Annotated in this window: 15 protein-coding genes and 1 pseudogene; 8 read left to right on the forward strand and 8 right to left on the reverse strand. The window is 69.1% G+C overall.

Annotation, left to right across the window (positions count from 1 at the left end; genetic code table 11):
- The first annotated feature begins 1 nt into the window (after window position 1).
- The 3 genes from CJ179_RS23475 to CJ179_RS23485 are packed head-to-tail and all read left to right on the forward strand — an operon-like array spanning window position 2 to window position 2582.
- Window positions 2–997 (forward strand): bifunctional MaoC family dehydratase N-terminal/OB-fold nucleic acid binding domain-containing protein, encoded by a 996-nt coding sequence (locus CJ179_RS23475; RefSeq protein WP_095863038.1) that lies wholly within the window; start codon window positions 2–4, stop codon window positions 995–997.
- Complete coding sequence (locus tag CJ179_RS23480; RefSeq protein WP_072939460.1) at window positions 994–1416, forward strand: MaoC family dehydratase; 423 nt, start codon at window positions 994–996, stop codon at window positions 1414–1416. The genes CJ179_RS23475 and CJ179_RS23480 overlap by 4 nt, the downstream gene beginning before the upstream one ends.
- Window positions 1413–2582: a lipid-transfer protein gene (locus CJ179_RS23485; RefSeq protein WP_072939458.1), complete on the forward strand. Its 1170-nt coding sequence runs from the start codon at window positions 1413–1415 to the stop codon at window positions 2580–2582. The genes CJ179_RS23480 and CJ179_RS23485 overlap by 4 nt, the downstream gene beginning before the upstream one ends.
- Here the strand turns inward: CJ179_RS23485 and CJ179_RS23490 are convergent.
- Window positions 2554–3663: an NAD(P)/FAD-dependent oxidoreductase gene (locus tag CJ179_RS23490; RefSeq protein WP_095863039.1), complete on the reverse strand. Its 1110-nt coding sequence runs from the start codon at window positions 3661–3663 to the stop codon at window positions 2554–2556. The two genes, CJ179_RS23485 and CJ179_RS23490, sit on opposite strands and share 29 nt — an antisense overlap.
- A gap of 109 nt (window positions 3664–3772) precedes the next feature.
- A complete protein-coding gene (locus tag CJ179_RS23495) occupies window positions 3773–5413 on the reverse strand; it encodes a helix-turn-helix transcriptional regulator (RefSeq protein ID WP_095863588.1) in 1641 nt (546 codons plus the stop codon).
- Between the two features lie 149 nt (window positions 5414–5562).
- On the opposite strand from CJ179_RS23495, the gene CJ179_RS23500 reads away from it, so the two are divergent.
- Both CJ179_RS23500 and CJ179_RS23505 read left to right on the forward strand, forming a co-directional pair.
- The gene (locus CJ179_RS23500) at window positions 5563–6519 is read left to right on the forward strand and encodes an ATP-binding cassette domain-containing protein (protein WP_072939455.1); all 957 of its coding nucleotides are present in this window, start codon (window positions 5563–5565) and stop codon (window positions 6517–6519) included.
- Entirely contained in the window at window positions 6516–7334 is an 819-nt protein-coding gene (locus tag CJ179_RS23505) for an ABC transporter permease (protein ID WP_072939452.1), read from the forward strand. The genes CJ179_RS23500 and CJ179_RS23505 overlap by 4 nt, the downstream gene beginning before the upstream one ends.
- 80 nt (window positions 7335–7414) lie before the next feature.
- Here CJ179_RS23505 and CJ179_RS23510 read toward each other — a convergent pair whose 3' ends face one another.
- Complete coding sequence (locus CJ179_RS23510) at window positions 7415–7996, reverse strand: NTP transferase domain-containing protein (protein WP_095863040.1); 582 nt, start codon at window positions 7994–7996, stop codon at window positions 7415–7417.
- Window positions 7997–8115: 119 nt separating this feature from the next.
- On the opposite strand from CJ179_RS23510, the gene CJ179_RS23515 reads away from it, so the two are divergent.
- Window positions 8116–9060: an alpha/beta fold hydrolase gene (locus CJ179_RS23515; RefSeq protein ID WP_072939447.1), complete on the forward strand. Its 945-nt coding sequence runs from the start codon at window positions 8116–8118 to the stop codon at window positions 9058–9060.
- Here CJ179_RS23515 and CJ179_RS23520 read toward each other — a convergent pair.
- Complete coding sequence (locus CJ179_RS23520; protein ID WP_072939445.1) at window positions 9057–9956, reverse strand: LysR family transcriptional regulator; 900 nt, start codon at window positions 9954–9956, stop codon at window positions 9057–9059. The two genes, CJ179_RS23515 and CJ179_RS23520, sit on opposite strands and share 4 nt — an antisense overlap.
- Window positions 9957–10110: 154 nt before the next feature.
- On the opposite strand from CJ179_RS23520, the gene CJ179_RS23525 reads away from it, so the two are divergent.
- Window positions 10111–11415 (forward strand): NAD(P)/FAD-dependent oxidoreductase, encoded by a 1305-nt coding sequence (locus CJ179_RS23525; protein WP_072939443.1) that lies wholly within the window; start codon window positions 10111–10113, stop codon window positions 11413–11415.
- A gap of 9 nt (window positions 11416–11424) precedes the next feature.
- Complete coding sequence (locus tag CJ179_RS23530; protein ID WP_095863041.1) at window positions 11425–11892, forward strand: NUDIX domain-containing protein; 468 nt, start codon at window positions 11425–11427, stop codon at window positions 11890–11892.
- A gap of 21 nt (window positions 11893–11913) precedes the next feature.
- On the opposite strand, the gene CJ179_RS23535 is transcribed toward CJ179_RS23530, so the two are convergent.
- The 4 genes and pseudogenes from CJ179_RS23535 to pucL form a co-directional block, all read right to left on the reverse strand.
- Window positions 11914–14637, reverse strand: a complete 2724-nt coding sequence (locus CJ179_RS23535; RefSeq protein ID WP_095863042.1) for a molybdopterin cofactor-binding domain-containing protein — start codon at window positions 14635–14637, stop codon at window positions 11914–11916.
- Window positions 14634–15443, reverse strand: coding sequence for a xanthine dehydrogenase family protein subunit M (locus CJ179_RS23540; RefSeq protein WP_095863043.1), 810 nt, complete (start codon window positions 15441–15443; stop codon window positions 14634–14636). The genes CJ179_RS23535 and CJ179_RS23540 overlap by 4 nt, the downstream gene beginning before the upstream one ends.
- Window positions 15444–15447: 4 nt before the next feature.
- A pseudogene (locus tag CJ179_RS23545) lies at window positions 15448–16815 on the reverse strand (8-oxoguanine deaminase).
- On the reverse strand, window positions 16815–17726 hold the full coding sequence (gene pucL, locus CJ179_RS23550) for a factor-independent urate hydroxylase (protein WP_095863044.1): 912 nt from the start codon (window positions 17724–17726) through the stop codon (window positions 16815–16817). The pseudogene CJ179_RS23545 and the gene pucL overlap by 1 nt, the downstream one beginning before the upstream one ends.
- Window positions 17727–17728 lie beyond the last annotated feature (2 nt).

The following is a 17728-nucleotide window of genomic DNA, read 5'->3' on the forward strand; positions in this document are numbered from 1 at the left end:
TATGAGTTCCGAACAGATTCTCGCTGCCGCAGAGGAGGTCCGGTCGGCGGGCCCGAGTGCTCCCCGGCCCGGACGGGACCCGATCAACCTGCCGATGATCCGCAATTGGGTGGAGGCGATCGGCGACAAGAATCCGATCTACGTCGACGAGGCGGCCGCGCGGGCAGCGGGACACGACGGCATCGTCGCCCCGCCCGCGATGGCGCAGGTGTGGACGATGCAGGGCCTGAACGCCGTTCGGCAAACCGACGACCCGCTCGGGCGCATGACGACCATCCTCGACGAGGCCGGGTTCACGTCCGTCGTCGCCACCAACTGCGATCAGATCTATCACCGCTACCTGAAGGTCGGGGAGGAGGTCACCATCACCACGACCCTCGAGGACGTGGTGGGCCCGAAGAAGACGGGCCTCGGCGAGGGATGGTTCTTCAACACCCGCAGTGTGTGGCGCGACGCCGCAGGCGAACCGGTGGCCGAGATGCTGTTCCGGATCCTGAAGTTCATGCCGAAGACCGACCGGCCAGGGCCGTCGGGGAACGGGCAGGGTGCGTCCTACGACGACCTGGACCCGTCGAGGATGATGCGGCCCAGTGCCTCGCAGGACACCCAGTTCTTCTGGGACGGCGTGGCCGCGCACGAACTGCGGATCCAGCAGCGCGAGGACGGGACGCTGCAGCACCCGCCGGTGCCCGCGCTGTGGAAGGACAAGTCGGAGGCGACGGACTATGTCGTCGCGTCCGGCCGCGGCACGGTGTTCAGTTACGTCGTCCACCACGCGCCGAAGGTCCCGGGACGTTCGCTGCCGTTCGTGGTGGCGCTGGTCGAACTGGAGGAAGGCGTCCGCATGCTCGGCGAACTGCGCGGGGTCGAGCCCGCCGACGTGACGATCGGGATGCCGGTGGAGGCGATCTACCTCGACTTTCCCGGTGACGACGAGACGGGCGGCGCGCCGTGGACCCTGTACGCGTGGCAGCGCGGAGCGAAGGAGCAGTCATGACGTCCACTCTCGATGTCGTCGTGGGAACGACGCTTCCGGAACTGTCCGTCACCGGCGACCCGACGTTCGTCGTCTCGGCCGCACTCGCGACGCGCGACTTCCAGGACGTCCACCACGACCGCGACCTGGCGCAGCAGCGCGGATCGAAGGACATCTTCGTCAACATCCTCACCGACACCGGTCTGGTGCAGCGGTTCGTCACCGACTGGGCGGGACCGACCGCGGTGATCACGTCGATCGCGCTGCGCCTGGGGGTGCCGTGGTACGCCTATGACACGCTCACGCTGAGCGGCACGGTGGCGTCGGTGGACGACGGCGTCGTCACGCTCGATGTCGTCGGGAAGAACGGTCTCGGCAACCACATCACGTCGAAGGTGACCCTCGTCCTGGACGGACGCACGAACGGAGCGGGTGCATGAGCGGGTTGTCGGGCAAGGCTGTCATCGCCGGGATCGGCGCCACCGACTTCTCGAAGGATTCGGGCCGGAGCGAATTGCGGCTGGCGGCGGAGGCCGTGACGGCGGCGCTCGAAGACGCCGGGCTGACACCGGCGGACGTCGACGGGCTGACGTCCTTCACGATGGACACCAACACCGAAGCCGCCGTGGCCCGTTCGGTCGGTATCCCGGATCTGAAGTTCTTCAGCCGCATCCACTACGGCGGGGGCGCGGCGTGCGCGACCGTGCAGCAGGCCGCGATGGCCGTCGCCACCGGCGTCGCCGACGTGGTGGTGGCGTACCGGGCGTTCAACGAGCGGTCGGGGATGCGGTTTGGGCAGGTGAACTCCGGTCTGGTGCAGCAGGTGAACTCGTCCGGTACCGACAACGCGTTCTCCTACCCGCACGGCCTGTCGACGCCTGCGGCGTTCGTCGCGATGGTCGCGCAGCGGTACATGCACGAATACGGCGCCACGAGTGAGGACTTCGGACGGATCGCGGTCACCGACCGCAAGCACGCGGCCACCAATCCGAACGCCTTCTTCCACGGCAAGCCGATCACCCTCGAGGACCACCAGAATTCCCGCTTCATCGCCGAACCGCTGCACCTGCTCGACTGCTGCCAGGAGTCCGACGGCGGCATCGCGATCGTGGTCACGTCGCCGGAGCGGGCGAAGGATCTGAAACAGAAGCCGGCGGTGATCGCGGCGGCGGCGCAGGGGAGCGGCAGCGACCAGTACATCATGACCAGCTATTACCGGCCCGAGCTCGCGGGACTGCCCGAGATGGAACTGGTCGGCAGGCAACTGTGGGATCAGGCCGGACTCGGCCCGCAGGACATGGATCTGGCGATCCTGTACGACCACTTCACACCATACGTATTGATGCAGCTCGAAGAGCTCGGCTTCTGCGGTCGCGGCGAGGCCAGGGACTTCATCGCCGACGGCGCCATCGATCTCGACGGCAGCCTGCCGCTCAACACCCACGGAGGCCAGCTCGGGGAGGCCTACATCCACGGCATGAACGGCATCGCCGAGGGGGTGCGGCAGATCCGCGGCACGTCCGTCAACCAGGTCTCCGGTGCGCAGAACGTCCTCGTCACCGCAGGCACCGGAGTGCCTACGTCAGGGTTGGTGCTGACGGCCTGACACCGGCCCGGGACTGCCTGCGCGCGATGTGTTTCGCGACGTAGGCGGCGTCGCGGCCCACCCCGCCGGTGAGCATCGACGCGAATGCCTGCAGGAACGGCAGACCGACGAAATACAGTCCGGGATGGTCGGGTGAGACTCCGCGGGACTGCTCGGGCCACCCGTCCGCACCGGTGACGGGGATCTGGATCCAGGTCGTGTCCTTGCGGAACCCGGTGCACCAGATCACGTTGCGGACGTCGAGAGCGGTGCCGTCGTCCAGGATCGGTGTGCCGTCGCGCACGTCGGTGACCTTCGCCTGGAAGTGCTCCACACCAGCCGCGGCCAGGTCGGCGCGCTTGACCCGGAGCAGTGGGCCGCCACCCGAGCGGACGTGGGTGCGCATCTTCCGGCCGATGGGGGTGCGTTCGGTCAGAACGTGATTCGCCATGAACCACATGATCGGGATCGCGACGTGCGCGGCGCGCCCCTCGAGGTCGAACGGCACCTCACCGCGGACGGGACCGCAGATCGTGGTGCGATGCGAACGGGAGGCCTCCAGGGCGATGTCCGCGCCGGAGTGGCTGCACCCGACCACCAGCACCGGCCCGTCCTGCAGTTGGGAGGGATTGTGGTAGTCGCTGGAATGCAGTTGCCGGATCCGGGGGTCGAGGCGGTCGGCGAGGTCGGGGATGACCGGGGTCTGCCAGGTGCCGGACGCGACGACGACGTTGCCGGCCTCGAATCGGTCCGTTCCGGCGGTGACGACGTAGCGGTCGCCGAGACTGGACAGTCCGTCCACGGTGACGCCGGTCCGGACCGGCAGCGCGAACCGCTCCGCGTAGGCCTCGAAGTAGTCGGCGACCTCGTCCTTCCCCGGCCAGGACCAGGCGGGGGCGGGAATTCCCCAGCCGGGCAGCCCGTCGTACCGGGCCGGACTGTAGAGCCGGAGCGAGTCGAACCGTTCCCGCCACACGTCCCCGACGCGGTCGTGGGCGTCGAGGATCACGAAGTGCTGCCCGCGTTCGGCGAGGTGGTAGCCGGTGGCGAGGCCGGCCTGCCCGGCACCGATCACGATCGTGTCGAAACGTTCTGTGGACATCGGGTGCCTTCTTCCCTCGGCGTTCGGTGGTTGTGCTCAACGCTAGGAGCGAGGCCGACCCGGGCGCGTCGGGAGAAAGGCGCAGATACGTACGACCGTATGGGTACTTTCATGTAGCCGGGCCGACGAGGTGATGCTCGTAGGCATAGGCCGTGGCCGCCGACCGCGACGAGATTCCCAGCTTGACGAAGATGTTGCTCAGGTGCCGGGCGACCGTCTTCTCGCTGAGGAACAGTTCCGTCGCCACCGCCCGGTTACTCTTGCCCGCCGCGACGAGGCGGAGCACGCACACTTCACGCGGGGTCAGCGGAGTGGAGTCCGCGGAGCCGGGACGGAACTCCGCCCGCAGTCGCTCGAGGTCGGGGAGCGCGCCCAGTTGCCGGTACGTGGCGGACGCGAGGTCGTGCTCCATCTGCGCGGTGTCGTCGTCGCCGAGGTCGCGGCAGACCAGCGCGACCGACTCCCGGACCCGCACGCACTCGTAGGGCGCGCCGATCTCCTGCCAGCGCCGCCACGCGTCGCGCAGAACGGTCAGCGCGTCACTGCCCCGGCCCTCGGCGTGCAGCACCGATCCCGAAGCCTGCGCCGCCAGGGCACACAGATAGGGAATCGCGAACCCGGTTGCCGTCGAGTCGAGTTCGTCCGCGGCCGATCTCGCCGCCGGGACGTCGCCCGAGGCGAGCAAGATCTCGACGCACGCGGGCAGCAGCCGGGCGCGTTCCACGGCGCCGGTGGCTTCGTCCAGCGCGCAGCGGATCGACGCGGCCGCACTGCCGACCCGCCCCTGCGCCATCCGCAGCAGCGCGAGTCCGGGTTGCGGGCGCCTGCCCAAGCGGTTCGCCTCCAGGAACAACTTCTCGGCCTGGGCGACCTCGCCGCGCAGGCGGTGGAGGTCGGCCATCACGTAGGCGGCGGACCCGGCCGCGGGTTGCGAGGCGAGTCGTTCGTGCGCCCGCCGCGCCGAGTCCATCGCCGTCGGCCAGTCGCCCTGCAGTTGCAGGATCTCGGCACGATGGACGAGGCATTGGCCGCGGTAGGGGACGAGGCCGGGTTGCGAAGAGCACCATTCCTCCAGCGCCACAGTCCATTCCCGGGACCGGCGGAGGTCGCAGATGTTCTGGCACTGCTCGATCACGGCGCAGTACACGATCCCCGCGACCACCGGGGACACGTTGTCGGACGTCACCCCGACCATCGCCTCGTCGAAAGCGGACACCGCCTCCGCGACGTGCCCCAGCAGGACGAGCGAATGGCCGGTGCCCAGCACCCCGAGCGTCGTCAGATCCGGGTCGGCGAACCGGATGCCCACGTCCGTCACCGTGCGGAAGATGTCCTGGGCCGCGGTGCCGTCGCCGTCGTCGATCCGGCGTAGCCCCTGCGGCACCAGCAGGTAGCCACGCTCCGCGCAGTCCACGCCCGCGGTGTCCAGAAGTCGCTGGGCCTTGCCCAGCCAACCGCCGCCGCGGGCGTGCTCGCCCCGCATGAGCAGGCCGAACGAGAGCCAGAACGCGCACCGCGCCGAGCGCACCGGTCGACCCGTGCGGGTCCACTCGTGCACCGCCCGCTCCCACCATTCGGTGCTGGCGTCGTCCTCACCGAGCAGGTAGGCGGCGGTGGCGAGCAGTTCGAGGTCGTCACCCGGCAGCGGGTCCTGCCGATCGGCGCTCGACAGGCGGGTGTAGGTGTCGCGCCAGTCTCGCCGCTCGAAGGCCGCACGGCCCGTCCGGAGTTCCGACGCCGCATCCGACATCATGGTCTCCTGCCGAAGATCTGCACGCTGACCTGCCCGAATTTCAGACTACCGCCGCACAGGGCCTGCCCGGAACGTCGAATATTCCGCTGCACCTGTCGGTGCCTCGAGTCACACTGGGTCGACACGCCAACGGATGGGAACTTCTGATGGTCGATGCGATAACGGCAGAGGGTCTGGTCAAGAAGTACGGCAAGGTCACAGCGCTGGACGGGGTCGACCTCGCGGTCCCCGCGGGAACGGTGATGGCGCTGCTCGGCCCGAACGGCGCAGGCAAGACGACGGCGGTGCGGGTCTTCACCACCCTCCTCGTCCCCGACGCCGGCCGGGCAGAGGTCGCCGGTCTCGACGTCGTCCACGACGCGCGGGTGCTCCGGTCCCGGATCGGCGCGTCGGGTCAGTACGCGGCCGTCGACGAGTACCTCACCGGTTTCGAGAACCTCGAGATGGTCGGTCGGCTCTACCACCTCGGGGCCAAACGCAGTAAGGCGCGAGCCCGCGAACTGCTCGAACAGTTCGACCTGGTCGAGGCGGGAGATCGCCCCGTCAAGGGCTACTCGGGCGGCATGCGCCGGCGTCTCGACCTCGCCGGAGCGCTGGTGGCCGAGCCGGAGGTGCTGTTCCTGGACGAACCGACCACCGGGCTCGACCCCCGCGCCCGGCTGGCTCTGTGGGACGTCATCGACAATCTGGTCGCCCGGGGCACCACGCTGCTCCTGACCACCCAGTACATGGAGGAGGCCGAGCGCCTCGCCGACCAGATCGCGGTGATCGACCACGGTTCGGTCATCGCCCGCGGAACCGCCGACGAATTGAAGGATCGCGTGGGCGGTGAGCGCATCGAGTTGAGCGTCCGGGAGGGCATCGACCTCTCCGTCGTGCGCGACGAACTGGCCCCGCTCGCCGCAGGCGAGATCCTGCTGGAAGAGAACGTCCGCCGGGTGACGGTGCCGGTGACCGGCGGTGCGGACGCCCTCGTCGAAGCGCTGGGCCGACTCTCCAATCGAGGAGTGAAAGTGTTCGACGTCGGACTCCGCAGACCGACCCTGGACGACGTCTTCCTCACCCTGACCGGACACGAAGCCGAAGAGGAGCACGTCTCATGAGCGCACCACAGACGGCGTCCGTGCACACCGCGCTCGCGGACGGGCTCACGATCGCCAAACGCAACATGATCAAGATCAAGCGCGTCCCCGACCTCATCGTGTTCACCACGTTGTCGCCGATCATGTTCGTGCTGCTGTTCGCGTACGTCTTCGGCAGCGCGATCCAGGTTCCCGGAATGTCGTACCGCGAATTCCTGATCGCCGGGATCTTCACGCAGACAGTCATCTTCGGGGCCACATGGACGGGCCTTGGGATGGTCGAGGATCTGCAGAAGGGGATCATCGACCGATTCCGGTCGCTGCCGATGGCCCCGTCCGCCGTCCTCCTCGGCCGCACGTCCACCGACGTCCTGATCAACATCGTCAGCCTCGTCGTGATGTCGCTGACCGGTCTGATCATCGGGTGGCGCATCCACTCGAGTCTCGGCGAAGCAGTTCTCGGCTACCTGCTCCTGCTGTTGTTCGCCTACGCCCTGTCCTGGGTGATGGCGGTGGTCGGACTCTGGATCCGCACCCCGGAAGTGTTCAACAATGCCAGTTTCATCGTCATCTTCCCGCTCTCGTTCATCGCGAACACGTTCGTCGAGACCACCAACTTGCCCGGCCCGCTCAAGGTGATCGCCGAATGGAACCCGGTGTCCGCGGTGACACAGGCCGTGCGGGAACTGTTCGGAAACACCAACCCGGCCATGACCGTTCCCGACGCCTGGCCGTTGCAGCACCCGGTCATCGCCTCACTCCTGTGGTCGGCGGTCCTGCTGGTGATCTTCGTACCGTTCGCGATCCGGCGGTACAAGAAGGCGGTCAGCCGCTGAACGGTGCCGGCCGTGCTGTCGCCGGACGAACGGGACGCTCGTTGCGTCAGATCGAACGAGCGTCCCGTTCGTCCGAGGCGCTAGTGGAGTTCGCGCGGCGAATCGACGTCGCGTCCCGAGCCCAGATCGGAGCAGTCGACCGCCTCGGCGCCGTGTGCCGCGAGGTACTTCCGCGCGCCGGAGTCCCCGGTGAGGCCGTGCCGCAACGGGAGCCAGTGGTCCCGGCCGATCAGAACCGGGTGACCCGGGCGTCCGCTGTAGTGGGCCTGGCGCAGCGCCGACCGGGCGTCGCCGGGCGGCACCGACACGATCCGCCGGACGGCGTCGACACCGAGGTCGGGGAGGTCGACGAGGGTGATGACGACGGCGTCGACGTCGTCGAACGTCGCCGCGACCTCCAGCCCCCGACGCAGGGACGCGGACATTCCCGACTGCCAGTCGTCCGCGATCCCGACGGTGACGGGGACACCGCCGGGCAGGAGGTGCTCGGCCTCGTCGGCGCGGGCACCGAGCACCACGACGGTCGGCTCACATCCGGCCTCGGACAGCACCCGGACCCCGCGCGCGAGCCACGGTTCTCCGTCCGCGCCGACGACGAGCGCCTTCGGCATGCCCATGCGCGAACCGGCCCCGGCCGCGAGCAGCACGCCCCCGATCGTCATCGAACTCTCACCGTCCCACGCTGCATGCGTTCAAACATACGACGGTACGGCCGTAGACTGGCCGGTGGCCTCGGCAGGCCCAACAGACGGCACGCCCAACAGTCGGAACGGACGGACGCATGGTTGATCCGAACAGAGTCGGCGAACCTGCCCAGCAGGAGTTCGCGCAGCGATGGGGTGGCGCGGGCAGCATCGTCGACCTCGACGGTCCCGTTCACTGGGTCGAATACGGCGAGGAGACCGAGTTCCCTCCGGTGGTCATGGTCCACGGGCTCGGCGGCTCGCACCTGAACTGGGTGCGGATCGCACCGGTCCTCGCCGAGCGCACCCGCGTGCTCACCGTCGATCTCCCCGGGTTCGGGCTCAGCCCGTCCGGACGACGCCGCACAGGGGTCGGCGCCAACGCGAAGGTGCTGCACCGTTTCCTGCGCGATGTCGTCGGCCGTCCCGTGATTTTGATGGGCAACTCGATGGGCGGCATGATCTCGCTGTTCGAGGCGGCGGCGCACCCGGAGACGGTCTCGGCGCTGGTCCTGGTCGACCCCGCACTGCCTGTCGCGCAACGGATCCCGGATCCGCGGATCGCCGCACAGTTCGCGATGTACTTCACCCCGTTCGTGGGGGAGCGGTTCCTGCAGTACTCGAGCCGGAAGTTGACGGACCGGCAGTTGGTCGAGCGGATGATCGACCTGTGCTTCGCCGATCCGAGCCGGGCGTCGGAGGATTCCCTCGACGCCGCAGCGGCGCTCGCGGGCTACCGGCGCGGGCTGCCGTCCGAGGACGCGGCGTTCCTCCAGGCCAGCCGCTCACTGATGCGGGTCCTGGCCCGCCCGCGCCGGTACCTCGACACCATGCGGTCGATCGCGCAGCCGGTCCTCCTGCTCCACGGCGACCGCGACCGGCTGGTTCCGGTCGCGGCGGCCCGCAAGGTGGCGACCGCGAATCCGCGGTGGGACAGCGTGATTCTCGCGGATGTGGGGCACACTCCGCAGCTCGAGGTCCCCGACACGATGCTCGACCGTGTGCTGACGTGGGTCGACCGGCACGGTCTGATCGACGTCTAGGTTTCGGCCGCTCCGCCGGTCCCGGCGATCGACTGCGCGAGCGCACGGAACAGGTGCGTCAGTTCGGGCCGCGTCGCAGTTCCGCTGCGGACGACCCCGCACACCGGGATGCGCAGTCGATCGTGCGCCTCGCGCAGGAAGCTCAGCCCCCGCCGGGGCGTCGCGTCGGCGGTGTCGGCGTACAGCACCGTCCACGACCGCGGGGTGGTGAGGACGTCGAGGGTGGCCGTGTGGTCGCTGGGGATCGACGGTCCGAGCATCACCCGCTGCCCGACCTGCCGGAATGCGTCCTCGACGACGTTGTGGATCAGGATCTGACTGCTGCGGGGCGGCAGCAGCAGGGGGTAGGGCGCCAGTTCGCTGAGGTCGACGGTCGAGACCCCGGCGAGTGGGTGTTTGCTCGACGTCACGATCACCAGGTCTTCGAGCCCGAATTCGACGGTTTCGAGGCCCGGCCGGTCGACGCCGCCGCGGATGAGTGCGAGGTCGGCGTCACCCGACGCGACGGCGGTCATCCGGTCGGTGAAATCCTTGATGACGAATTCGATGTCGAGCTGCGGGAAGTCTTCGCGGACAGCCGATATCGCCTCGAGGCTCTGGGTCGCGAAGCTCATGCTCGCGCTGATCCGGAGCCGGTTGCGGGGATCGAGTCCCACCGACAGCGCGCGCGCCTCGAGGCCCATCATCTCGGCGGCGATGGGCATCAGTCGTTCGCCCGCCGCGGTGAGCCGGGTGGCGCGTGTCGAGCGTTCCAGCAGGGTGGTGCCCAACTCGGTTTCGAGTTTGGCGATCTGATGGCTGATCGCCGACTGGGAGATGAAGCAGCGTTGTGCCGCGCGCGAGAAACTGCCCTCCTCGCCGACCGCGAGGAAGTAGCGAAGCTGTCGGAACTCCATGACCTGAGGTTACGTCCTTCGGGGAAGACTTATGAGCAATCGAGATAACACTATTTCGATTTCCCCAGCTTACTGGCAATTAACAACGGTCGATCCCTAATGTGGAGCTCATACGCGGAGCTAAGTAGACGCATGAAGCAGTAGGAGGTTTTCGGTGGATCGCACACAGGTTGTCATCGTGGGATCGGGATTCGGCGCACTCGCGGCGGCGAAGAAGCTCGGCAAGGCCGGCACGCCGTTCGTGCTGATTTCCGAGACCACCGAGCATCTGTTCCAGCCCCTTCTGTACCAGGTCGCGACCGGTGTCATCTCGCCCGGCGAGATCGCCCCGTCCATCCGCGCGATCCTCGCCAAGTACCCCAGCGGCGACGTCCGCCTGGGCCGCGTCGTCGACGTCGACCCGGACAAGAAAGAGGTCGTCTACGAGGCCGGCAGCATCCGCCACACCATCGGTTACGACAGCCTCATCGCCGCGACGGGCGCCCGGCAGGCCTACTTCGGGCGCGACGAGTTCGCCGAGGTCACGTACGCGCTCAAGACCGTCGCCGACGCCGACCGGCTGCGCAGGCAGATCGTCCGCTGCTTCGAGGAGGCGCACACCACCTCCGACCCGGAGCGTCGTCGCGACCTGCTGCACTTCATCGTGATCGGTGCCGGCCCGACCGGTGTTGAACTGGCAGGTCAGATCAAGGAACTGGCGGGCCGCTACTTCGAGAAGTCGCTTCGCGACATCACGTCCGAAGAGGTCACCGTCACGCTCGTCGAGGGTGCGAACGAGACGCTGCCGGTCTTCGGCGGCAAGCTCAGCAAGTACACGCAGGACTCGCTGGAGAAGGCGGGTGTCGAGGTGGTTCTCGGCACGATGGTCACCGACATCGACGACCACGGCGCCACCCTGTCGTCGCCGAGCACCGGTTTCGAGAAGCGCCTCACGGCGGACACCATCATCTGGTCGGCGGGGATCCAGGCCAACGACTTCGCGGCAGTGCTCGCGGACCGGACCGGCTGCGAGACCGGCCGCGGCGGCCGGCTGCTGGTCGACGAGGACCTCACGGTGGGCCGCTACGACGACGTCTACGCGATCGGCGACATGGCGTCGCTGAACAACCTGCCCGCGCAGTCGCCGTTCGCGATGCAGGGTGGACGCCACGTCGCGGCCATCATCACCGGGAAACGCGCCCTCGGCACGCCGTTCACGTACCGCGACAAGGGCAGCATGGCGATCATCAACCGGTTCCGCGCGATCACCCGCGTCGGCAAGGTCGAGCTGACCGGTGTGCTCGCCTGGTTCCTGTGGCTCGCCGTGCACCTCGTCTACCTGGTCGGATTCCGCAACCGGTACGTCGCGGTGATGTCGTGGTGCGGTTCGTTCCTCGGACACCGCCGCCCGCACTTCCACTACGCCCAGGAGATCGAAACGATCGAGTTGAGCGACCAGCGGGAGGACGCCGCAGCCTAACGTGGTCCCATGACCGTCACCAGCGCTGGAGTACTCCTGTATCGCACAGACGATGCGGGGGTGCTCCAGTTGTGGATCGTGCACATGGGTGGCCCGTTCTGGGCGCGCAAGGACGACGCCGCGTGGTCGATCCCCAAGGGCGAATACGTCGAGGGCGAGGATCCGTACGCGGCCGCGCTGCGCGAGTACGAGGAAGAGATCGGCGCGCCGCCGCCCGCGGTCGAGTACGAGTTGCTCGGCGAATTCCGGCAGCCCTCACGCAAGGTGATCACCGTGTACGCGGCAGAGGTGAGCGAAGACGTCGCCTTCGTCGAGAGCAACACGTTCGAACTGGAATGGCCGCCGAGGTCCGGGAAGATTCAGCAGTTTCCCGAGGTCGACGACGCCCGCTGGTTCCCGTCGGATGTCGCCGAAAGGAAGCTGGTCAAGGGGCAGCGTCCCATCGTCGAGGCACTGCTGCGGCTTCGCCGCCCGTGAGTACTTATTAACGTCGGGCGGTTAACAAGTACTCACGGGCGGCGAAGCCGCACGCCACACGGCGGCGGGGGTCATCGGGAGCCGCCGAAGCCGGGCGCCGGTGGCGTCCGCGATCGCGTTGGCCAGGGCCGGGGCGACCGGGTTGTACGGGGACTCACTCATCGACTTGGCGCCGTGCGGGCCCAGCTCGTCGTAGGTGTCCGCGAAGTAGACCTCGGTGTCCGGCACGTCCACGAGCTGCGGGATGTGATAGTTCCGCAGCTGCGGGTTGAGGACGGTCCCGGCGCCGTCGAGCAGGATCTCCTCGTACAGCGCGCTGCCGATGGCCTGCGCCACGCCGCCCTCGACCTGCCCGCGGCACTGCTGCGGGTTGAGGACCGTGCCGGCATCCGCGGCCTGGATGGACTGCAGGATCCGGACCTCCCCGGTGACGGTGTCGACCGCGACCCGGAAGGCGTGCACGTTGAACACCACCGACCGCGGGGTGCCGTCGTGGTGGCCCTCGGCCCGGAGCGGTCCCTCGGGTACCAGCTTGTCCAGTTCGACGGTCCGCCCGGCGACCACGACCGCGTCGGGTGTGAGCGCGCAGTCGCTGTCCTCGGCGGCGCCGGCGACGCGACGGGCGACCTCGAACAACAGCTCCCGCAGCCGGGTTCCGGCGAGATGTACCGCCTTCCCGGCGACGACCGTGCCTGCCGAACCGAATGCTCCGGTGTCGTGCCCGGCGACGTCGGTGTCGGATTGGATCACGGTGATCCGGTCGGCGGTGGTGCCGAGCGCGGATGCGGCGAGCTGCGCGTGCACGGTGGTGGTGCCGTTCCCGAACTCGGCTGTGCCCACCCGCAGTTCGTACCGGCTGCCCTCGACGAGGGTGCAGGACACGTCCGCGAAGTGCCCCCGCGGCGGGATGGTCGCGATCATGGACGCCGCCATGCCCTCACCGACCCGCCACTGCGGCCCGTCCGGCGGAAGCGCGTCGTTGCCGCGGCGCAGGGCGGCCTCCGCCAGGTCGAGGCACTGGTCCAGTCCGTAACTGCCGTACGTGAGGTCGCCGTGTTCGACTTCGAAATCGACGAAGTCGTCGCCCGGGACGACCACGTTGCGACGACGCAACTCGAACGGGTCGATCCCCAGCTCCGCGGCCAGCTGGTCGAGCGCGGACTCCACCGCGAAGATGATCTGCCCCAGCCCGTAGCCGCGGAACGCCCCGGACGGCAGGTTGTTGGTGTAGACGGCCTGGGCGTCCACCCGCTTGTTCGGCGACCGGTACAGCGCAACGGATTCGCTGCAACCGTGGAACATCACGCCCACCGAATGATTGCCGTACGCACCGGCATCCGACAGCACGTCGACGGCGAGTGCCGTCAGCCTTCCGTCGCCGTCGGCACCGACCTTCACCGACACCCGCATGGGATGCCGGCACGGGGCGATCGTGAACTGGTCGGAACGGGTGAACTCGTACTGCACCGGTCGGCCGGTGCGCAACACGGCGAGGGCGACGAGGTCCTCCACCAGCATCTCCTGCTTCGCGCCGAAGCCGCCCCCGACGCGGGCCGTGAACACCCGGACCTGCGCGCGGTCGAGTGAGAACAGGTGAGCGAGTTCGTCGCGGACGAGGAAGGGCACCTGGGTGCTGCTGCGGAGAGTGAGGCGACCGTCGGAGTCGAGCCAGCCGATGGCCGAGTGGGTTTCGAGATGCGTGTGCTGCACGCGCTGGGTCTGCCACGTGCCCTCCACCACCGCACCCGTGTCCCGCGCCGCCGCCAGTCCGGCGGCGAGGTCGCCGGTCTCGCCGTGGACCTCGGCCACCAGATTCCGGGCCGGGTCCGCGATCCGGGACTCGGTGCCCTTGTCGCCGTGCAGCAGGGGTGCACCCGGGCGGCGCGCCAGGTCGGGATCGAAGACCGGTTCGAGGACTTCGTACTCCACCTCGATCAACTGCAGTGCGCGCCGGGCGATGTCGACGGAGTCCGCGACGACCGCGGCGACGCGCTGCCCGCGGAACCGGAGGATCGTGTCGAACACGTAGGTGTCGTCGGGGTCGTCGGTGCGGAACTCGTGACGCGCGGTGGAGAAGGCCACGCCCGGACTGTCGCGGTGGGTGAGCACCCCGTGGACGCCGGGCAGTCGCTCGGCGGCAGACGTGTCGAGACGGGTGATGCGGGCGTGCGGGTGCGGGCTGCCGAGGATCTGGATGTGCGTCAGCCCGTCGACGGCCAGGTCGAGCGTGTACGGTTCGGCGCCGCACACCACCCGGGTGGCCGCGGGTGCGGGAATCGAACGACCGAACGACTCACCGGCACTGTCCGATTCGGTGGTGCACACGCCGCCGACGGCGTCGCGGATGGAGCGATAACCGGTGCAGCGGCAGAGATTTCCCTTCAGCGCGCGCGGCAGGTCGGCGCGTTGCGCGGAGTCGAGCGCGGACGCGGTCACCACCATCCCGGGTGTGCAGAACCCGCACTGGAATCCCGCCGCGTCGACGAATTGCCGTTGCACGGGATGGAGTTGGTCGGGACTGCCGAGACCGGCGGCGGTGGTGACCTCGCGGTTCTCCGCGCGATGCGCCGGCACCACGCAGGAGTGCACCGGGGCGCCGTCGAGCAGCACGGAACAGGCGCCGCAATCCCCGGCGTCGCAGCCCTTCTTGACCGCGAACCGCTGCTGTTCCCGCAGGAAGGTGCGTAGGCACTGACCGGGCCGTGCGTCGGCGTCCACCGACTGACCGTCGACCGTCAACTTCATTCCAGCTCCCTCCGGATCTCCTCGGCGAGGACGCCCGTGACGTGACGACGCCAGTCCGCGGCGCCGTGCGCGTCCGTCAGGTAGTCGTCGGGGGAGATCCGTTCGGCCAGAGCGGCGCTCAACGCATCGGTGCCGGGAACGGCGGGGAAGCGCAGGACGAACGGGCGGACGGTCGACGCGGTGACGGTCAGCGTGAATCCGTCCGCGCCGACGCGTCCGGCGAGCAGGGCACCGGACCGTCCGAGCGGCGAGTACGCGATCTTCCGCAGCGCCGTGCGGCCCCGCAATGCGGCGGCGGGGAGGTGGATGCTGCGGATCAGTTCACCGGCCCCCAGCATCGTGCGGCCGGCCCCGGTGACGAACCGCTCTACCGGAACCCGGCGTTCACTGCCGTCGGCGGACCAGATCAGGAGTTCGGCGTCGAGCGCGCAGCACAGCGTGATCATCGCGCCGGCAGGCAGCGCCAGCGCGAGGTTGCCGCCGACGGTCGCGGTGTGCCAGATCTTCCACGACGCGGCGAGCGACTCGGCGCACGGCCGGAACAGGTTCTTCGCCGACCACTCGGCGGGAAGCGGTGCATTGCAGAGGTTCTCGATGGTGCACGTCGCGGCGAGTTCGAGTCCGTCGTCGTGGACGGTGATCGCAGGCCAGTCGAGGGTGGCCAGGTCGACCAGCCGGGTGACCGTCGGTTGCGGCTCCGAATACAGCCAGGTGCCGCCCGCCAGGTACGCCGTTCCGGGTTCGGGGGCGGGCAGGTCGTCCCGGCTGCGCGGCGCCGAGATCTCCGTCACGAACGACAGATCCATGGTCTCACCCCGCCTTGCGCACCAGGGCCCGGTGGGCCTGCTCGACCTCCGCGGCGACGTCGTCCTCGTTCACGGTGATCACTCTTCCACGCTCGACGACGGCGCGCCCGTTCACCAGAAGCAACTCCAGCGGCGCCGTGGCCCCGAGAACCAAAGCCGCCACCGGGTCGGTGATGCCGGAATGTGCGAGGGTGTCGACCCGCCACAGTGCGAGGTCGGCCAGTTTGCCGGGTTCGAGGGAGCCGAGTTCGTCGTCCCGGCCGAGCACCCGGGCCCCGCCGATGGTGGCGAGTTCGAGCGCGGTGCGCACCGTCATCTCGCGCGGGCCGCCGCGTGCCCGGGCGAACAGCACGGTGTGGCGGGCCTCCTCGAGCATGTTGCACGCCTCGTTGCTGGCGGCGCCGTCGACACCGAGTCCCAGCGGGACCCCGGCCGCGTGGAGGTCCCGGGCCCGGGCGATCCCGGCGCCGAGGCGGGCGTTGGACGTGGGGCAGTGGGCGACGCCCGTGCCGGTGCCGGCAAGGGTGGTGATCGCGACGTCGTCGAGGTGGACGGCGTGGGCGTACTAGACGTCGGGACCCACCCAGCCGAGTCGCTCCATGTACTGAACCGGGGTGCAGCCGAACCGGTCGAGGCAGAAGTCCTGCTCGTCAACGGTTTCCGCGAGGTGGGTGTGCAGTCGCACGCCGGCGGACCGGGCGAGGGCCGCGGCCTCGGTCAGCAGGTCGGCGGTGACGGAGAACGGGGAGCAGGGCGCCACCGCGACCCGCAGCATCGAGTCGGGCGCCGGGTCGTGCCAGCGGTCGATGACGTCCTGGGTGCCGGTGAGGACGTCGTCGAGACGCTCCACCACCGAGTCGGGTGGTAACCCGCCCCGGCTGTGGCCGAGGTCCATCGACCCCCGGCTGGGGTGGAACCGCAGCCCGACGGTCCGGGCGGCCTCGATCTCGGCGCCGAACACGTCGCCGCCGTCGCGGGGCACGACGTAATGGTGGTCGGTCGTGGTCGTGCACCCGTGTTTCGCCAGCCAGGCGAGACCGCCGGTGGCGGCGGTCCGGACGGCGTCGGCGTCGATGCCCGCCCAGATCGGGTAGAGGGTGGTCAGCCAGCCGAACAGGTTGTCGTCGGCGGCGAGCCCGCGGGTGATCCACTGGTACAGGTGGTGGTGGGTGTTCACCAGTCCGGGTGTCAGCAGGCACCCGCGTCCGTCGACGACCCGTGCGCCCTCGATCTCCGGCGCGGGACCGGCACCGACGTCGACGATGCGGTTGCCCCGGACGACGACGTAGCCGTCCGGATGCTCGGTACCCGACGTGTCGACCGTGGCGACGTACGCACCGGCGACGACGACCGTGCCGGGGCCCTCGGACATCAGCTGAGCCACCCCGCGTACGCGGACCACGCGGGCCCGGGGTTCGGGGCGTCGGAACGCTGCACCGTGGCCTGGATCAGGCCGTACGGGCGGTCGGCGGCGTGGAAGACCTCGTTGTCGTTCTCCACGCCGAAACGCGCGAGGTCGTGTGCGAAGTGGTGCTTGTTCGGGGCGGACAGCCGCACCTCCGCGAGCACGGGGTAGCGCTCCAGGATCGCCTTGCCGATCTCGTACAGCGTCTGCTGCAGGGCGAGCGAATGGACGGTCGCGAACGTCGCGACGATCTGCTCCTTGATGCCGGCGTAGACGCTGTTCCAGTCCACGTCGGTGGTGACGAACCGCCACTGCACGACCAGCGACGTCGCCATCACCCGGTCGTGGGTCTCCTCGAGGATCGTGTACTCGTCCTTCAGGAATCCGAAGAATTCGCTGCCCGTGGACTTGAGGATCACCAGATCCTTCAGCCCGCCGACCACCCACGTGCCGTCGGCGTCGACGGTGATCGCCGCGGTGCGCACCTCCTCGCCCTTGCGCACCCAGGTGTGGTCGTGTTCCGCCCCGTCGACCACCGCCCGCTGCCAGGCGTACTCCTCGATCTCGATGCGGGCACCCGCGACCGGGGCCACGTCGTCCACGAAGTGCCGTGCCAGCGTGAGCCCGTACTCCTCGATGGAGTCGAGTCCCTTCTCCTTCGCGTAGGAGTACGCCGTCTGCTTCTGGGTGTCGGTGGGCAGCACCGAACTCTGGTCGCCGGCGAGGTGCGCGGCCGAGAAGTCGCCGCGCAGGCACGTCGACACGCTCACGTCCCGGATCTCGTGCCGCGGGGTGTCGCGGTAGATCCGCACGATGCGGTTCTCGGCCTTGCCGTACTGGTGCTCGCCCAGGACGATGGCGCCGGTGAGGTCGGTCATTC

The organism is Rhodococcus sp. ACS1, from assembly GCF_002300155.1.
In the GTDB taxonomy this organism is placed as follows: Bacteria; Actinomycetota; Actinomycetes; order Mycobacteriales; family Mycobacteriaceae; genus Rhodococcus_F; species Rhodococcus_F koreensis.

Bases quoted from the DNA above. Each gene is read 5' to 3' on its own strand.
- CJ179_RS23475 (WP_095863038.1), top strand. From the start codon at position 2: ATGAGTTCCGAACAGATTCTCGCTGCCGCAGAGGAGGTCCGGTCGGCG.
- CJ179_RS23480 (WP_072939460.1), top strand. From the start codon at position 994: ATGACGTCCACTCTCGATGTCGTCGTGGGAACGACGCTTCCGGAACTG.
- CJ179_RS23485 (WP_072939458.1), top strand. From the start codon at position 1,413: ATGAGCGGGTTGTCGGGCAAGGCTGTCATCGCCGGGATCGGCGCCACC.
- CJ179_RS23490 (WP_095863039.1), bottom strand. From the start codon at position 3,663: ATGTCCACAGAACGTTTCGACACGATCGTGATCGGTGCCGGGCAGGCC.
- CJ179_RS23495 (WP_095863588.1), bottom strand. From the start codon at position 5,413: ATGTCGGATGCGGCGTCGGAACTCCGGACGGGCCGTGCGGCCTTCGAG.
- CJ179_RS23500 (WP_072939455.1), top strand. From the start codon at position 5,563: ATGGTCGATGCGATAACGGCAGAGGGTCTGGTCAAGAAGTACGGCAAG.
- CJ179_RS23505 (WP_072939452.1), top strand. From the start codon at position 6,516: ATGAGCGCACCACAGACGGCGTCCGTGCACACCGCGCTCGCGGACGGG.
- CJ179_RS23510 (WP_095863040.1), bottom strand. From the start codon at position 7,996: ATGACGATCGGGGGCGTGCTGCTCGCGGCCGGGGCCGGTTCGCGCATG.
- CJ179_RS23515 (WP_072939447.1), top strand. From the start codon at position 8,116: ATGGTTGATCCGAACAGAGTCGGCGAACCTGCCCAGCAGGAGTTCGCG.
- CJ179_RS23520 (WP_072939445.1), bottom strand. From the start codon at position 9,956: ATGGAGTTCCGACAGCTTCGCTACTTCCTCGCGGTCGGCGAGGAGGGC.
- CJ179_RS23530 (WP_095863041.1), top strand. From the start codon at position 11,425: ATGACCGTCACCAGCGCTGGAGTACTCCTGTATCGCACAGACGATGCG.
- CJ179_RS23535 (WP_095863042.1), bottom strand. From the start codon at position 14,637: ATGAAGTTGACGGTCGACGGTCAGTCGGTGGACGCCGACGCACGGCCC.
- CJ179_RS23540 (WP_095863043.1), bottom strand. From the start codon at position 15,443: ATGGATCTGTCGTTCGTGACGGAGATCTCGGCGCCGCGCAGCCGGGAC.
- pucL (WP_095863044.1), bottom strand. From the start codon at position 17,726: ATGACCGACCTCACCGGCGCCATCGTCCTGGGCGAGCACCAGTACGGC.